The organism is Prevotella amnii CRIS 21A-A (assembly GCF_000177355.1).
In the GTDB taxonomy this organism is placed as follows: domain Bacteria; phylum Bacteroidota; class Bacteroidia; order Bacteroidales; family Bacteroidaceae; genus Prevotella; species Prevotella amnii.
On record NZ_ADFQ01000010.1, the window covers coordinates 1 to 16465 of the forward strand.

The 16465-nt window shown below is 33.0% G+C and carries 14 protein-coding genes and 2 tRNA genes; 6 read left to right on the forward strand and 10 right to left on the reverse strand.

Annotation, left to right across the window (positions count from 1 at the left end):
* Positions 1–140: 140 nt before the first annotated feature.
* The 3 genes from HMPREF9018_RS01155 to pncB all read right to left on the reverse strand — a co-directional run bounded on the left by HMPREF9018_RS01155 (position 141) and on the right by pncB (position 2980).
* Complete coding sequence (locus HMPREF9018_RS01155; protein ID WP_008446945.1) at positions 141–1115, reverse strand: aminodeoxychorismate synthase component I; 975 nt, start codon at positions 1113–1115, stop codon at positions 141–143.
* Positions 1112–1684, reverse strand: coding sequence for an anthranilate synthase component II (locus HMPREF9018_RS01160; RefSeq protein WP_008446951.1), 573 nt, complete (start codon positions 1682–1684; stop codon positions 1112–1114). The genes HMPREF9018_RS01155 and HMPREF9018_RS01160 overlap by 4 nt, the downstream gene beginning before the upstream one ends.
* A 90-nt stretch (positions 1685–1774) precedes the next feature.
* Positions 1775–2980, reverse strand: coding sequence for a nicotinate phosphoribosyltransferase (gene pncB / locus HMPREF9018_RS01165; RefSeq protein WP_008446943.1), 1206 nt, complete (start codon positions 2978–2980; stop codon positions 1775–1777).
* Positions 2981–3253: 273 nt separating this feature from the next.
* Between pncB and HMPREF9018_RS01170 the strand changes: the two genes are divergently transcribed.
* Together HMPREF9018_RS01170 and HMPREF9018_RS01175 are read left to right on the forward strand one after the other, a co-directional pair.
* Positions 3254–4069, forward strand: coding sequence for a Nif3-like dinuclear metal center hexameric protein (locus HMPREF9018_RS01170; protein ID WP_039863909.1), 816 nt, complete (start codon positions 3254–3256; stop codon positions 4067–4069).
* Positions 4070–4108: 39 nt separating this feature from the next.
* On the forward strand, positions 4109–4933 hold the full coding sequence (locus tag HMPREF9018_RS01175; protein WP_008446935.1) for a zinc ribbon domain-containing protein: 825 nt from the start codon (positions 4109–4111) through the stop codon (positions 4931–4933).
* A gap of 158 nt (positions 4934–5091) precedes the next feature.
* On the opposite strand, the gene HMPREF9018_RS01180 is transcribed toward HMPREF9018_RS01175, so the two are convergent.
* From HMPREF9018_RS01180 to HMPREF9018_RS01200, 5 genes are all read right to left on the reverse strand, one after another.
* Complete coding sequence (locus HMPREF9018_RS01180; protein ID WP_008446957.1) at positions 5092–5556, reverse strand: MaoC family dehydratase; 465 nt, start codon at positions 5554–5556, stop codon at positions 5092–5094.
* 115 nt (positions 5557–5671) lie between these two features.
* Positions 5672–5742 (reverse strand) — tRNA-Gly (locus tag HMPREF9018_RS01185).
* A gap of 6 nt (positions 5743–5748) precedes the next feature.
* A tRNA-Thr gene (locus tag HMPREF9018_RS01190) sits at positions 5749–5821 on the reverse strand.
* Between the two features lie 130 nt (positions 5822–5951).
* Entirely contained in the window at positions 5952–8126 is a 2175-nt protein-coding gene (locus HMPREF9018_RS01195) for a tetratricopeptide repeat protein (RefSeq protein WP_019035555.1), read from the reverse strand.
* 105 nt (positions 8127–8231) lie between these two features.
* Positions 8232–10535: a transglycosylase domain-containing protein gene (locus HMPREF9018_RS01200; RefSeq protein WP_008446947.1), complete on the reverse strand. Its 2304-nt coding sequence runs from the start codon at positions 10533–10535 to the stop codon at positions 8232–8234.
* Between the two features lie 191 nt (positions 10536–10726).
* Here HMPREF9018_RS01200 and pyrB point away from each other — a divergent pair, with 191 nt between their 5' ends.
* Together pyrB and pyrI are read left to right on the forward strand one after the other, a co-directional pair.
* On the forward strand, positions 10727–11674 hold the full coding sequence (gene pyrB / locus HMPREF9018_RS01205) for an aspartate carbamoyltransferase (RefSeq protein ID WP_008446953.1): 948 nt from the start codon (positions 10727–10729) through the stop codon (positions 11672–11674).
* 27 nt (positions 11675–11701) lie between these two features.
* Positions 11702–12157, forward strand: a complete 456-nt coding sequence (gene pyrI / locus HMPREF9018_RS01210) for an aspartate carbamoyltransferase regulatory subunit (protein ID WP_024992617.1) — start codon at positions 11702–11704, stop codon at positions 12155–12157.
* A gap of 116 nt (positions 12158–12273) precedes the next feature.
* Here the strand turns inward: pyrI and mltG are convergent, their stop codons facing one another.
* Positions 12274–13308, reverse strand: coding sequence for an endolytic transglycosylase MltG (mltG, locus tag HMPREF9018_RS01215; RefSeq protein WP_008446941.1), 1035 nt, complete (start codon positions 13306–13308; stop codon positions 12274–12276).
* A 139-nt stretch (positions 13309–13447) separates the two neighbouring features.
* On the opposite strand from mltG, the gene HMPREF9018_RS01220 reads away from it, so the two are divergent.
* Entirely contained in the window at positions 13448–14089 is a 642-nt protein-coding gene (locus tag HMPREF9018_RS01220; RefSeq protein WP_008446955.1) for an HAD family hydrolase, read from the forward strand.
* A gap of 53 nt (positions 14090–14142) precedes the next feature.
* On the opposite strand, the gene HMPREF9018_RS01225 is transcribed toward HMPREF9018_RS01220, so the two are convergent.
* Positions 14143–14814 (reverse strand): Crp/Fnr family transcriptional regulator, encoded by a 672-nt coding sequence (locus HMPREF9018_RS01225; protein ID WP_008446939.1) that lies wholly within the window; start codon positions 14812–14814, stop codon positions 14143–14145.
* A gap of 462 nt (positions 14815–15276) precedes the next feature.
* On the opposite strand from HMPREF9018_RS01225, the gene HMPREF9018_RS01230 reads away from it, so the two are divergent.
* Entirely contained in the window at positions 15277–15888 is a 612-nt protein-coding gene (locus HMPREF9018_RS01230) for a master DNA invertase Mpi family serine-type recombinase (RefSeq protein ID WP_008446931.1), read from the forward strand.
* Positions 15889–16465 lie beyond the last annotated feature (577 nt).

A 16465-nucleotide genomic window follows, 5' to 3' on the forward strand; every position in this document is an offset into this window, starting at 1 on the left:
TATTAGTATATGTTTGTTTCTGAATACTTGATAGACAATAATTTAAAACTTTCTCTACATTATATATAGGAACTACTACTGTTATCATTGCTTTTATATATTATTAATAATATTAGTATACACTTTAAATAATAAAGCCATTATCTTGGGATATAAATCTTTTCAATTACTTCATTGTATTCTGATATACAACTACTATTCACGGTAATGCCACCACCACTACGAAAGAAATATTTTCCTTCTATTTCCTCTATATATCTGATTAACACACCACTATCTACACGTTTCCCATCATAATATCCAAAAACACCTGTGTAAAACCCACGCTTTTGACCTTGTTCTGCTTTTCGTATAATCTTAGTAGTAGCAACTTTCGGGGCACCTGAAACAGAGCCTGCTGGTAACATAGATAAAATAATATCCCCCAATCGTGTTTGCCAATCATCTTCAAGTGTACCTTTTATTTCGCTGCTGACTTGCAAAATAGAACGTTGAAAAGTATCTATTTTATTTATATATCTATATTTTACCACTCTTATATCATTGGCATTTAATCCTAAATCATTACGAAGTAGGTCTACTACAGTAACATGTTCTGCTGCCTCTTTAGGATTATTAAGAATAGTTTCTTTAGCATTTTTTACAGTAGCATCTATTGTTCCCTTCATTGGAAAAGTAGAAATTGTATTACCATTTATACGCACAAATATCTCAGGAGAAAAACATACGAACTTTTTAGGCACAAAGAGACAATAAGGAGCATTTGATGTTTCAAATATTTCAAGCAACGAAGTTTTACAAGTAATAGGTGTTTGCACTGTGAGATTAGTTAAAAACGAGTCGCCACGATATAAACCTTCACTAACAATATCAAAACGTTTTTTATAAGTTTTAAAACTTATTGGTTTCGCTATAAGACAATCTTTTATATGTTTATTTTTAACAAGACTATTACCTCCCAAAGGTGTTCGAAAAAGAACCTTTTGCTGTTCAAGAGGGTTTTCTATAAAAAAAGCATTATCTATCTCAAAGTCGAAAGCAAAAAGAAAAGGAATTTTACTTGCTGCACAACGATTCATCTCTTTCACAACAATCTCTGGTCTCTCTATTTTCATAGATTATAAAAGTTTTGAAGTATTTGTAATCCACATGAAGTCATAAACGACTCTGGGTGAAATTGAACACCATACAAAGGCGCATTACGATGTTGCAATCCCATGATGATACCCGTTTTAGTTTCTGAAATAATTTCAAACGAACATGGTAAACTATTCCTTTCCACAACCCATGAATGATAACGTGCTACTATTATATAACTATTCAAATGCTTAAAAATAGAAGATTTATTATTAATGACAACCTGTGATGTACCTCCATGAACAGGGATGGGTAACTGACATAACCTTGCTCCATATGCCTCAGCTAATGCCTGATGCCCTAAACATACCCCCAAATAAGGAACTCTATCCTCTATCTTTGTAAATATTTTCAACAGGCTACCAGCTTCACAAGGTAAGCCCGGTCCTGGAGATGCAACGATACGATGATATTTATGCAATTTAGAAAAGCAAACTTCATCGTTCTTTAATACTTCAAAAGTTTCATTTTTGGGGGCAGCTAACTGTAACAGATGAAAAAGATTACAAGTAAAAGAATCGTAATTATCAATAATTAATGTGCGCATTTATATATAGATATTGTATTAAAAATAAATAGCTATTGCTTTTATTTATATTATTTTACATCTTTAATAAAAGTCATTATCTTCTTCTAATTACTCCTGAAAATGTATTAATTTCATAAATCTCTCTATCACATCTGGCTTCCCTGTATGTTTTCCTTTATCCTCTGAAATTTTACACGTATCGTTAAAATACGGCCAAGACTCTGTAATTTTTACTGCAACAAGTTTTATAACAATATTACGAGGCTTTACACCTGCAAAATCATTTGTAAAATGAGTCCCTATCCCAAAAGATGGAATAACTCGCTTGCATGCTACTCTATTTAACTCTATAACGCTATCAGTATCTAATGCATTAGAAAAAACAACTTGTTTTGTTTTAGGATCAATGCCAAGTGATTTATACTTTGCACAGATCTTATCTAACTGATCATAATTATCACCAGAATCTACACGCAAACCCTTAAACATCTGAGCAAAATTTTCCGCAAAATTATAAGAAAATATATCCCATCCAAAAGAATCATAAAGGAAAGTTCCTAAGGCACCACGAAAAGTATGACTCCAAGCTTCCATTGCAATATGATTAGCCATCTGAGGTCCAAACATACCTCCTATAGCACAAATAAATTCATGAGCCATAGTTCCAACAGGGGTTATATCATGCTTCATAGCTAAATAAACATTACTTGTACCAACAAACTTTCCTGTCCATAACCTACTATTAGCGCAATCTTTAAGAGCTTTAATAGCTGTATCTTCTGCTACCAAACTTGCACGACGGCGAGTTCCAAAATCAGAAAAAACACAGCCAGCTTCTAATAAACGCTCTGCCTTATGGTATGTTTTATTATATAACTCTTTATAATCAAGTTCTTCTGCTTGACCATTAAATATATAATACAATTCTGAAATGATTGCAAGTACCTTTACCTCTAGCAATATAGTATCTGCCCAAAGACCTTCAAACTCAATATGTAAATAGCCCTCCTCAGTTTGCCATACCTTTACCCATCTATGATCAAAACGATAACCTCTTAGATAAGTTAAAAACCATTCGGGTAAAAAGGTACATTTACGCTTCATAAATTCTATCTCTTCATCACTAATAACTATATTTTCTAATAATTCTATTTGATGTCGAACCTCTTCAGCAAACCCGAAAGGATAAATTGTGTCGTCACGGTCTACAAACTGATAACGCACTTGAGCACGCGGATAGTTGTCAATAACAGCACAACACATTGATAACTTATACAGGTCATCATCTGTAAAATGATTTATAATTTGACGCATCTTCAATCTTAACATGATAAATATAACAATACCCTCATGACAAAACTAATTTGCCAATAAAATATTTTAAGAAACCAAAAGTATAAAAAAAATATATAAGCACAAAATATAACCGAAATAAAAATATAACAATCATATAAATATAAAATCCCCATACAAAAAGAAAATATCTGTTTTAAATAATATTAAATAGCTACTATAATATAGTAACCTTTTAGCATAATTGTTGGCAATATGCTATAAAATATATACCTTTGTATTCTAAATAATTTTATGCATAGCATGAAAATAAAGGAAGTTATTAACGCCCTTGAACAATTCGCACCTCTGCCATTGCAAGAAAGCTACGATAATGCTGGCTTACAAATAGGATTAACAGACGTGGATGTCTCAGGGGTTTTATTATGTCTTGACGTAACAGAGCCTATCATAGATGAGGCTATATATAAGGGATGCAATCTTATTGTAGCCCACCACCCTCTTATATTTCACAAATTAGCTCATATAACTACTGAAACTTATGTGCAACGCACAATTATAAAAGCTATACAAAATGGTATTACAGTAGTAGCCATGCACACTAATATGGATGCTGTATGGGGAGGAGTAAATAATAAAATAGCCGAAAAACTCCATTTAACTAATCTTCGAACATTTGGAAAAACAAAACAAGTAGCTAATAATATTAATGGTAAAATAACTTATGCCTCAGATGGTATTATAGGAGACTTTCCTGTTCCTTTAGCTGCTGACGATTTTATTATATTGCTTAAAAAATGTTTTAAAGTAGAGTGTCTTCAAGCAAATCAACTGTTAAGGCGTAACATAAAAACTATTGCCCTTTGTGGTGGTTCAGGAGCTTTCCTAATAAAAGATGCCGTAGAAGCTGGGGTTGATGCGTTTGTTACCGGAGAAATAAGTTACCATGATTTTTTTGGTTATGAGCAAACAATACAACTTTGCGCTATTGGACATTATCAAAGTGAGCAATTTACTGTTGAAATATTTAAAGCTATCATAGAGAGAGATTGCTCTAAGGTAAAATGCTATCTATCTAATATAAATACTAATCCTATTATCTACTTGTAACAAAAACAAAATAACAAAATTAATATATAAATAACAATTATGGCAAAAAAAGATCTTAAGGAGTTACCAGTGGAAGATAAACTAAAAAATCTTTTTGCATTGCAACAAACCTTGTCTACCATTGATGAAAAGCGTGCATTGCGAGGAGAGCTACCACTTGAAGTACGTGATTTAGAAGACGACCTTGAAGGACTTCATACTCGTATAGAAAAAATAGAACAAGACATAAAAGATTTCCAACACTCTATTACACAGAAAAAAGGAGAGATCATTGAAGCAGAAGCTAGTCTTAAACGTTACAACCAACAGTTAGAAACTGTTGCTAATAATCGTGAATACGATTCTTTAACAAAGCAGATAGAGTTCCAAACATTGGAAATTGAGCTTTGTAACAAAAAAATAAAAGAGGCGCAAATTAAAGTAGAAGAGAAACAAGCAGATCTTATAACAACACATGAACAGCTTGATAACAAGCAACATGCTTTAAATGATAAACGTAACGAGCTCGATGACATAATGCAGGAGACTCGTGAAGAAGAAACTGAACTAAAGTCAAAAGCAAGTGAGCTTGAAACAAAGATCGAACCCGGACTACTTCGCAGCTTTAAACGCATTCGTAAAGGAGCTCGCAATGGTTTAGGTATCGTTTATGTGCAACGTGATGCGTGTGGAGGCTGCTTTAATAAGATTCCACCTCAGAGACAATTAGACATTAAGATGCACAAGAAGATTATTGTCTGTGAATATTGTGGCAGAATCTTAATAGATCCCGAACTTGCTGGAGTTAAGGTAGATCTTCCTGAAGATAAGGTTAAGAAGCGTAGAGGTCCACGAAAAAAAACAGAAGAAAACGAAGATATATAATTAAGTATAATATAAAATCACAGCAAACCCCTTATATCGTAAATTATAAAAGATATAAGGGGCTTATTTTATTTTAACACATTTGTTTTAATCATAAATTTGCACAAGCCTAAAAAATATATTTTACTAAAATATCTATAAATAATAAAGATAATATTTTAGGCAAAATAATATAAAAATGTTGCTATTCCTTCTAATGCAGGCTTGCGCTGTCCTTCTATTTCTATCTGAAATTTAATACCTGCACGACAAATACCACGAAGATTTTCTATTGTATCAAGAGTTGCAACAAGTCTTATACGTGATCCTGTTATAACAGGATTGCCAAAACGCATTTTATCCATACCGTAATTTACCATCATCTTCAGATTATTAACCTTAATAATCTGATTCCACATATATGGTAGTAATGACAATGTAAGATAGCCATGCGCTATAGTACTATGATAAGGCGACTCCTCATTAGCACGCTTTGTATCTACATGTATCCATTGATGATCAAGAGTAGCATCAGCAAAAAGATTTATACGATCTTGATCTACTGCAAGCCACTCACTCTCACCTAACTTCTTACCTAAATATGATGCAAACTCATCATAACTATTTATTAATAACTGTTCCATGATGTTTTGGTTTGTCTTATATTAATTATTATATTTCTTTTTTATAGACTACAAAAGTAAGAAAATAAAATTAAAAAAACGACTTCCTAAATATAGGAAATCGTTTTCAATCTTGAGCGGAATACGGGAATCGAACCCGCCTCCCAGGCTTGGGAAGCCCGTGCACTACCGATGTGCTAATTCCGCAATATGAGCCGATACCGGGACTCGAACCCGGGACCTACGCATTACGAATGCGTTGCTCTACCAACTGAGCCATATCGGCGATAAAAATTTATAAGAGTGTGCTGCGTTATCACTCAGACGTTCTTTATCTTAATCCGAAACAGCTACCAATACTCAAATGCGATACAAAGGTACAATATAAAATAAAAGTGAGCAAATTTATTTTTATTTTATTTTTCTACCAGTGCTTGCATCAATATTTTAGAAACGTCTGATATACCATATTTGTCGAGTAAATCTTTATCACGCGCAAATTCACGATCTAATGATGTTTCCGATTGATTAACATGTGTAGCCCAACGTTTAAATAATTTAGAAGCTTCATCTATATCGCCTTTAAACCACCTTGAATAACCAGCATTAAGATAATCTTCAGCCTTTACAGAGGGCATTTCTAATAATTCTGTATATACATTATATGCTTTTTCTATATTATCATCTTTAAGCATTATCCACGCAAATAGTCGCTTTACATTTTTATTTGTATCATATTTATAATATACCTTAAATATCATACTCTTTGCCTTTTCCAATTTGTCTAAATTCAAAAGACATAGTGTATAGTTAAGTGTATATGATAAATTATCAGGATGTTCTTTCATTAGTTGAAGATAAAGTTTTTCTGCTTTATCATACATAGAAACAGATAACAGACCTTTAGCATATCCTTCTAAAGCCCACTCGTTAGATGGATCTAATGCTATTGCCTTGGTGAAATCATTAAAATTCACCATAGGTAGAGCTGCCTTAGCTGAAAGAGCATAATAATCTGACTTTTCTTCTTTAAAGGTGCGTAGTAAGCTACTTGTCTCATACTTCATTTTACGTTTATAAAGCTGGAAAGCAACTTTTAGCTTATAAGCATCTAACCCTGTCTTCTCAAAAACTTTATTTATAAAGAACAGAATATTTGGCGATTCTAATGTAACTTTTATCTGATTAAAAGGATTAACTATACCTGTTAAATTTGGAAATAACTCAAAAAATCTATAAAGGTCTTGTATAAACATTCTACGAATGTAAGCTGGTGCGCATAAATGTTCTACATCTAATCCGCCCAATGGCATCAAAGTAGCATTACTATAAAGAGCCTCTTTCATCTGAGGTGGAATCCTATCAATAACAGCTCCCAAAGCACAAGTAAATGAATATTTATCCGACTCACAGAAAGCTCCGTTCTTAACTAATGTGTCTATTATCTTATCAGCTCCTACCTTCTCACACACCTGCCTAAGTCCTGGATGTTCTGCATAAAATGGAGAAAACCATGTTACTATAGAACGAAAAATGGGAAAAGATTTCATCTGGCGAAATCCTCCAAAATAAACATCTGAGCCATTTCTGAACATCTCTCCCATCTTATTAATCTTATCCTCCATCTTTTCCATCATTTCTTCCTCTGCATGTGCATTAAAGATATCGTCCTCGCTAATTTTATTTTCGAGATTAATGCCTATTCTGTCGCTCTGTAGATTTTGAGCTTTAATTATATCTGGCATAATATCTCGTTCTATAGCAGCATTATCTTTTTTAGCATCTTTACTAAGAAGAAATTGTATCTGAAGCTCATAAAGAGTCTTTGCTATATTTTTATTACAACAAAGATCTTCTATGATTTTTTTATACTCATTATATATAAAACCTTCTTCACTGAGCATAAGAACCCAGCCTACTAATGCTCGCTGACGTACACCTTCTTCTGTAGCTTTGCTATAAATGTTTACAAGCAATTTAAACTTGTTTACATCAAACTGATTCATACCACTCATCATAACAGCTGCTATGATAATCTGTTGATCAATTACATCTATAGTTGGTGCTAAGAGAAGTTTCTCATAAAAATCACGTTCGTCATCATTCCATTGCAAAGAAATAATAATAGTACTAAATAATCTGTCTATAAAAACAAGATGCCTTTCGTAAAGCTCTTCTTGTTTTTGCTTCCTAACTACATCTTCCTTTAATGATAACAATGCTACATCAGAAACAAACTCCTCTAAAACAGTACGTAAAAAGTCATAACTTGTATTTAAATGATTGCTTTTACGAAAAGAATCAATATATATAGGGGTGTGCTTACAATGCCAGCTAACCTTTAAATTAGCTGTAACAGCATATAATCGCTGCAACAAGGTTATATAAAGGTCATCACGATGAGGATCTTCAACATTCTTCTGCATATATTCAAGCAATAAGCCAAAGCTCACCTTTATGTTCTCAAACTCATCACAACCCAATAATGATGGTTGCTCTTTATATAATAGATCTAGTAAACTTATTGCTCTACTAATATTTTTTTTTCTTAAATGCCCAAGAGCATTATCTAATAGTTCTTTTGCGTTCAATGGTTTGTAATATTAATATGTAAGTTATATAAGCATTTATAAATTTGATAAAAAATAAATTTTATACCCTTAAATGTATTATAAGAAATAACCTCTTTATATTCATCAAAAATATTCTTCCTGAATACCATTAATACTAACAGTATCAGTAACTGCACATGAATTAAAGTTTGGAGGAAATTTGAATTTTGCAGAAGAATGATATCCCAAACGCTTATCGGCATAAATAAGTTGCATATAATATGCCCAAACAGGAAGAGCTGTAGAGGCTCCTTGTCCAAGTGCAGTAGATTCAAAGCGGATATCACGATCTTCTCCACCTACCCAACAACCATTAACAAGCTCTGGAGTTATACCCATAAACCAGCCATCAGAATTGTTATTAGTAGTACCTGTCTTACCTCCTATATCACCTGTATAATTAAGATAGCTACGTAAGCGGCGAGCTGTTCCTCCATTAACTACAGATATAAGCATTTCTAACATCTGATTAGAAGAGGCAGAAGATATAACCTCTGTCATAAGTGGTTGAAACTTTGCTAACACATTGCCATGACTATCTTCTATCTTTGTTACATATAATGGAGCACAACGAATACCATTATTTGCAAAAGTAGTATAAGCACTTGTCATCTCACCCACTGAAACTTCACAAGGTCCAAGACAAAGAACTGGCGAAGCATTCTTATCTATATCAGGATTATTAAGACCAAAATCATGCAAAATATTCACAAATTGAGATGCTCCTAAAAGATTTATTAAATAAGCAGAAATCCAGTTATTCGACTGTTGTAATCCCCACTTTAAAGATACTTCTTGACCATAACGAGCGCGTGAGCCATTACGAGGAGTCCAGCCACCATAAGTACGTTGTATATTAGGTGCTGTAGAGCATGGTGTCATGCCGTTCTGCATGGCTAAAGCATATAGAAAAGGCTTAATAGTAGAGCCTACCTGACGTCGTCCGCCCATAACCATATCATATTTAAAATGCTGATAATCAATACCACCCACATAGGCTTTTACTGCACCTGTTTTAGGATCCATACTCATAAAAGCTGAACGGAGAAATGATTTATAATAACGAATAGAATCTATTGGAGTCATTACAGTATCAACATCGCCATGATAAGTGAAAATAGTCATTTCATGAGGAGTACGAAAACTACGTTTTATCTCGTCTGCTGTAGCTCCCTGCTCTTTTAAGGTAATATAACGATTGCTACGCAAACAAGCTGCATTTAATATTGCTTTTATCTGACGTCGAGAAAGATTTGAAGAAAAAGGAGCATTCTTTTTATATCTACTTGCTTGATTAAACAATGTCTGAAGTTTGCCACCTACTTGCTTTCGTACCGCTTCTTCTGCATATTGCTGCATTCGTGTATCAATAGTAGTATAAATACGAAGCCCATCAGAATTAACATCATAAGGCTCACCGTTACGCTTGAAGTTTTTATTACACCAGCCATATAAAGGATCTTGTTCCCATGCTATAGAGTCAAGAACAAAGTCACGCATACGCCACGATTTATAATTTGCACGTTCAGGCTTTACTGCCATCATATACCTACGTAAGAATGATTGGAAATAATTAGCCGATCCATTAACAGGCTTGTCAGCAGAATAATGAATACCAAGAGGCTTACTACATAGCTCTAAATACTCATCATGCGTAAGATAACCCGACTTTGCCATTTGCATCATAACCGTATTACGCCTATCCAAGCAACGATCTGGGTGGCGTAAAGGATTATAAAGAGATGGATTCTTACACAAACCCACTAAAAGTGCTGCCTCTAATATATTAAGATTCTTAGGCTCTTTATCAAAATAAACATTAGCTGCTCGCTTAATACCTACAGCATTATGTAAAAAGTCGAAATAATTAAAGTACATCGCTATTATCTCTTCTTTTGTAAAATAACGCTCTAACTTTATCGCTATTATCCATTCTATAGGCTTTTGAAGCAAACGCTCAAAACTACTATGTGCCTTTTCAGAAAATATTTGCTTCGCTAACTGCTGCGTTATCGTTGAGCCTCCGCCAGCATTCTGCTGACGCATAACACCACGCTTTACTATTGCACGGCCTAAAGCAATGAAATCAACACCAGAATGTTCATAAAAGCGCTCGTCTTCTGTAGAAACCAAAGCATGAACAAGGTGTGGAGAAAGGCTGTTATAACCCACAGCTACGCGGTTAGCATTATCTTGATTCCATGTTCCAATAAGCTTCTGATCTGAAGAATAAACTTGGGAAGCAAACTTATCTATAGGGTCTGAAAGCTCGTCCATTTTAGGCATATAACCTATCCAACCATTCCAAACTGAAATAAAGAATATAAATATTATGCTTACTATGGCTATAAATAACCCCCAAAGAATATGTACGAAATGCCTTCTCATTTATCAACTCATTAAAAATCCTATCTATAGAATTAATGAAAATATATGCAAAGATACCTCTAAATAAGGAAAGAGCAAAATAAATAAAAGTTTTTTTGATAAATAGAATTTTTTCTTCATTTTAGGTTTGATAGTATAATGATTTTCTGTAACTTTACCATCAGAATATAATAAAAATAGTTATCTGACTAATGGAAAATCATAATTTTGTAAACATTAAGACGCTAAATCGAGATGAGCTACTACACTTAATCGAAATGGCGCAAGAGTTTGAGAAGTATCCTAACCGTGAGCTTTTAAAAGGTAGAGTTGTAGCAACATTATTTTATGAGCCATCTACACGCACACGTTTAAGTTTTGAAACAGCAGCCAATAGGCTCGGAGCTAAAGTTATAGGTTTTACAGATGCTAAAGTGTCAAGCGTTAGTAAAGGTGAAACACTCAAAGATACTATATTAATGGTTTCAAATTATGCAGATGCTATCGTTATGCGACACTATATCGAGGGAGCCGCGCAATATGCGTCAGAAATAGCTCCTGTACCTATTATTAATGCTGGCGATGGAGCACATCAGCATCCTTCACAATGCTTATTAGACCTATATACTATTTATCAAACACAAGGTAGGCTCGAAAATCTTAACATCTTTCTTGTTGGCGACTTAAAATACGGTAGAACTGTACATTCCCTTATCATGGCAATGCGACACTTTAACCCTACTTTTCATTTTATTGCACCTAAAGCGTTAGCTATGCCTTTGGAGTATAAGGCCTATTGTAAAAAACATAATATAAGATATATAGAACACGAAGAGTTTACTCCTGATATTATTGCTAATGCCGATATATTATACATGACGCGTGTACAAAAGGAACGCTTCTCTGACCTAATGGAATATGAACAGGTTAAAAATATTTATATACTACGCAAAGATATGCTCTCGAAAGCACGTGATAACATGAGGATACTACACCCATTGCCACGTGTTAACGAAATAGCATACGATGTTGATAACGATCCTCACGCTTACTATATACAGCAAGCTAAAAATGGGCTCTTTGCCAGAGAGGCTATATACTGTCATTGCTTAGGAATTACATTAGAAGATATACGTAAAGATAAAACCATTATCAAGTAAAAAGAAAGAAATATGTCAGAAAAGAATATGTCAAAAAAAGAAAGGCTCGTAGCAGCTATCCAGAACGGAACTGTTATTGACCATATTCCAACAGAAAAAACTTTTCATGTTGTAAACTTATTACAGCTCCAGAAGCTCGTCACACCTGTTACTATAGGCTTTAACTTTTCATCGAAGATGGTAGGTTCAAAAGGTATTATTAAGGTAAGCGATAAGTTTTTCACAGATGACGAAATTTCACGTTTATCAGTAGTAGCACCTAATGTTGTACTGAACATCATTAAAGACTATGAAGTGGTAGAAAAGAAAAAAGTAGTAACTCCTGACGAGCTTCGGGGCATTGTAAAATGTAATAATCCTAAGTGTATTACAAACAACGAGCCTATGGAAACTATTTTTAATGTAGTTAATAAAGAAAAAGGTATATTGAAATGTCATTATTGCGATAAAGAGCAACATATAGACAAAGTAGAACTAATATAGGAGCTTAGCTTTTTTATATACACATAATAGCAAGCTCCTAAGCACTATTCTCTCACCGACTGGTTTTGAATAAGGAACTCTTTTAAAAAATAGTTCCCATATAGTCTTTTTCTTTCTTAATTAATACCTTTCTTATCTAAAGCCTTTGCATAGTTAGAAGCATTAACTTGATGTTCTTTATAAGTTTTGGAAAAATTATGTGTACCACTAAAGTCTTCTTTAGCACACATATACATATAATCATGATGCACGTAATTAAGCACTGCATCAATAGCTGCAACAGAAGGTATACGGATAGGTCCTATAGGTAAGCCTTTATATCTATATGTGTTATAAGGGCTATCTGTAAGTGTCCATTTTTCATAAATACGATGTGCTGTAAAGTTGCCTGTAGCGTATTTCACTGTAGGATCTGCCTGCAAACGCATACCTTTTTTATAACGATTCATATACATACCTGCTACCATAGGCATCTCGCCAACATTATCAGTCTCTTCATCTACTATGCTTGCTAAGGTAATTACTTCTGTTGGAGTAAGTCCCATCTGTTTAGCTTTCTGTAATCGACTAAAATTCCAAAACTTTTTACTACCATTGCTTATTTTATTAAGAAATTTGTCTAAAGAAGTGTTCCAATAAAAATCGTATGTGTTAGGTACAAACATCGCAATAATAGTAGTTGGCGTATAACCATATTTTTTGCAAGTCTCTGCATCTGTTATCTTATTCATAAATTCTGTACGGGTAAACATCATCTGCTTGCACACATCATCAGCTAAATCGCCAAGTGTTCGCACACTTCTAATAGTTAAACTCACTGGAGCTTGCATACCATTGCGAATATGACGAAAGGTCATAAGTGCTCCACTATTACCTATCTTATATCTACCTGTGCGAATATTATTGCCATAACCCACCAACCTTGCCAACTGCTTATAAGCTATTAAGCTATAATGTGTTACTTTAGGCTTTAATTTATATAAAATAGAATCTGGAGTATCATCTTTATCTACTGTAATATAACTTACCTTACCATTATTCGACATACCTGAAAAAAATGCCGAATATACTCCTAATATCACAATCAAAAAAATAAATAGTAATACTATTTTTGAATGTGATGAACCTTTTTTCTTTTTGTTTTTACCCATTTTACTTCTCTTATTTCTTAATAAAGATGTGCAAAGATAAGTATTTCATCATTTATTTCTTAATTTTGTACTGCAAAACAATTATAACTTAACAACATTTCGCAATCTATAAGCTTATAAAAACAATATTGACATAAAAATGAAAGAATACGATACTTATATTTTTGACCTCGATGGTACTTTACTTAGTACACTTGAAGATCTTGCAAAAAGTACTAACTATGCTTTACATAAAAATGGTATGGCTGAACATTCTTTAGAAGATATTAGAATGTTTGTGGGAAATGGTGTAAAAAAACTTATGCAGCGTGCCATTCCGCATGGAGAAAACAACCCTAAATTTGAACAAACATACGCTGACTTTAGGCAACATTACTTAAAACATAATCTTGACACTACGCGCCCTTACGATGGCATTCCTGCTCTACTTACAGAGCTTAAACAGCGTGGCAAGCACCTTGCCATAGTCAGCAATAAGTTTTATACAGCTACAAAAAACCTTGCTTGCCATTTCTTTTCTGATACTATAGATGTTGCAATTGGAGAACGTGAAACAATAAAAAAGAAACCTGCCCCTGACACTGTTCTTGAAGCGTTAAAAGAATTGGGAGTTTCACGCAAAGGAGCAGTATATATTGGCGATAGTGATGTAGATATAATGACTGCTAAAAACTGTAATCTTCCCTGTATAAGTGTACTGTGGGGATTTAGAGATAAAGATTTTCTCTTAAAACATGGAGCTACCACTTTTGTTAGCAACCCTAAAGATATACTATATTAAAGATGCGTTATAGATAACATAATGCTTATAACAGATATACAATAATCAAATTACTATTTTAGCATCTTTTTCTTATCTAATATAGTAATATCTTTCCCTTTGATAGTAATAGCACCATCTTTCTCAAAATGAGATAACACTCTTAATAAAGAAAACTTCTGAATACCAAAAGAATCAGCTATTTCTTTTCTTGAACGTGTAAGATGTATGCTATTACTACCTTGCTCGCCTGCACACTCTAATAAGAGATATGCTACTTTCTCCTTTATGGTAAACAAACTTAAAAATTTTATTTTCTGAGTGAGAAACATATTTATATTAGATAATATTCTAATAAAATTCATTCTTAAATGCTCATCGTTATCAATAAGTTTTTTTAATTCTTCTGGGCGCAACCTGAGAATTTTTACACGGCTAATAGTTTCTACACTTACAGGCATTTCCTTGTTTTGAGCAAAGATAAGTGCAGGAGCTATAATGTTTCCTTCAGACAGCTTACTTACCTCTACCTGTTTTCCTGAAAGCGAAGCCATACGACATACCAAAGTGCCACATATAATAATATCTGCATACTTACAAGGCATTCCTGCCAAAGCATATACATCATGTGCCTCTAAATTAATAATACTATAAGGAGTATTGATAAGAGTCATTTCGATCTCTATCTCATTCATCTCAACAAAGAGTGGACAATTCTTAAGCGATTCAATTATTCTCTTTTCCATACCTACAAATTTACAAATAAATTAGTATAAATTATCTTTTAATGATAGAGTTTTACTATTAAGAATTAATATACTTAGAACGCAAGCTGCTTTATTAACATATAAACGAGCAAATATATATGTTAAAAAAATAGGATATTAAGACAGAAAAAGATATAATTTATAAGAAAAAAATAAATTATTTTTCTCTGAAAAATAGATTAAAAATACATCAAAAATAAATTATTTTTAATCAACAGCTCTATTCTTTTTTATCAAAATAGATCATTTTTCCTTATTGTATATATAGCTATTAATCGCTTAAAGCAAGCTCACTATATCTACAGTATCACTCTTATCATACACTTGATCTTCGACCTCGCCGTTACTCAAAAGACATACCATGTACGAAAGAGGTTCGGTATTGAACAACACAAATATCCATTTATATTTGTGAAAGTAATAATTATCACACATACAATTATGATTTACGGATATATTAGAGTAAGCAGCGATAAGCAAACAGTAGAAAACCAACGCTTTGAGATTAGCAATTTTTGCAAGCAACGAAATCTTTTAGTTAATGATTGGATAGAAGAAACTATTAGCGGTACAAAGAATTATACCAAACGGCAGCTGGGTAAGTTGCTTAAGAAAGCAGGTAAAGATGATATTATTATATGTAGCGAGTTGTCTCGGCTTGGGCGTAACTTGTTTATGATAATGGAAATTCTCAATATATGTATGGTTAAGGAGTGTCGAGTATGGACTATTAAGGACAACTACCGCCTTGGAGATGATATTCAGAGCAAAGTCCTTGCCTTTGCCTTCGGACTCTCTGCAGAGATAGAGCGTAACCTCATCAGCCAGCGCACTAAAGAGGCGTTAGCGAGAAAAAGAGCAGAGGGAATAAAGCTTGGTCGTCCGAAAGGTCGCAAAAATTCTCCTGAGAAATACAAACTTTCAGGCAAAGAAACACTCATATCAGAGCTATTAAAGAATGGTACTTCTCTTAGAAAAATAGCAAATATTTGCAAAGTGGATAGGAATACTCTTGCAAGGTTTATTAAGCTAAAAGGAATGAAAGGAAAATAAAAGAGCGTATAGGATTCCCTATATAATGCTATAATAAGCATTAATGAATGATATAAAAGAATTTGAAATTAAATATCGTTCTAAATGTTTGATTTCTTTTTTATTTTGTATTTTTGTATTCAAGAATTACAAACCTACAATTTTATGAATACATTTTTAGCTAACATTTCAAATAATTGGGTTGTTTGGTTCTACATTATAGTTCTTTTTCCTTTCCAAGTTTATGATATTTATAAAAATAAGGAAAGAACTTATAAAGACATCATAATATTTCTAATTTATTCTTGCTTTGTATTGCTTGCTGGAATACAATCCTTTGTTAGAGAAAGAAGTATTATAGAGCCATTCCCTCTATATATTATTCTTATTATTTCTTACTTTCAAAGTATTGTCGAATGCTTCAAACAAAAGACAATAAGAAGCTATTTATTTATTTTTGTATTTTCTATTTTTATAATACTAATCATTTTAAAACATCTATTATGAATAAACTTTTTTAACTTTATGGTTTTGACTATTATGTCTATTACTTTTAACTCCTGTTCATCTGATGAAAATTTTACCACAGAAGATTATA

What these genes read in the sequence shown, in the direction of transcription:
- HMPREF9018_RS01155 (WP_008446945.1), bottom strand. Translation starts at nt 1,115, where the DNA reads ATGAAAATAGAGAGACCAGAGATTGTTGTGAAAGAGATGAATCGTTGT.
- HMPREF9018_RS01160 (WP_008446951.1), bottom strand. Translation starts at nt 1,684, where the DNA reads ATGCGCACATTAATTATTGATAATTACGATTCTTTTACTTGTAATCTT.
- pncB (WP_008446943.1), bottom strand. Translation starts at nt 2,980, where the DNA reads ATGCGTCAAATTATAAATCATTTTACAGATGATGACCTGTATAAGTTA.
- HMPREF9018_RS01170 (WP_039863909.1), top strand. Translation starts at nt 3,254, where the DNA reads ATGCATAGCATGAAAATAAAGGAAGTTATTAACGCCCTTGAACAATTC.
- HMPREF9018_RS01175 (WP_008446935.1), top strand. Translation starts at nt 4,109, where the DNA reads ATGGCAAAAAAAGATCTTAAGGAGTTACCAGTGGAAGATAAACTAAAA.
- HMPREF9018_RS01180 (WP_008446957.1), bottom strand. Translation starts at nt 5,556, where the DNA reads ATGGAACAGTTATTAATAAATAGTTATGATGAGTTTGCATCATATTTA.
- HMPREF9018_RS01200 (WP_008446947.1), bottom strand. Translation starts at nt 10,535, where the DNA reads ATGAGAAGGCATTTCGTACATATTCTTTGGGGGTTATTTATAGCCATA.
- pyrB (WP_008446953.1), top strand. Translation starts at nt 10,727, where the DNA reads ATGGAAAATCATAATTTTGTAAACATTAAGACGCTAAATCGAGATGAG.
- pyrI (WP_024992617.1), top strand. Translation starts at nt 11,702, where the DNA reads ATGTCAAAAAAAGAAAGGCTCGTAGCAGCTATCCAGAACGGAACTGTT.
- mltG (WP_008446941.1), bottom strand. Translation starts at nt 13,308, where the DNA reads ATGGGTAAAAACAAAAAGAAAAAAGGTTCATCACATTCAAAAATAGTA.
- HMPREF9018_RS01220 (WP_008446955.1), top strand. Translation starts at nt 13,448, where the DNA reads ATGAAAGAATACGATACTTATATTTTTGACCTCGATGGTACTTTACTT.
- HMPREF9018_RS01225 (WP_008446939.1), bottom strand. Translation starts at nt 14,814, where the DNA reads ATGGAAAAGAGAATAATTGAATCGCTTAAGAATTGTCCACTCTTTGTT.
- HMPREF9018_RS01230 (WP_008446931.1), top strand. Translation starts at nt 15,277, where the DNA reads ATGATTTACGGATATATTAGAGTAAGCAGCGATAAGCAAACAGTAGAA.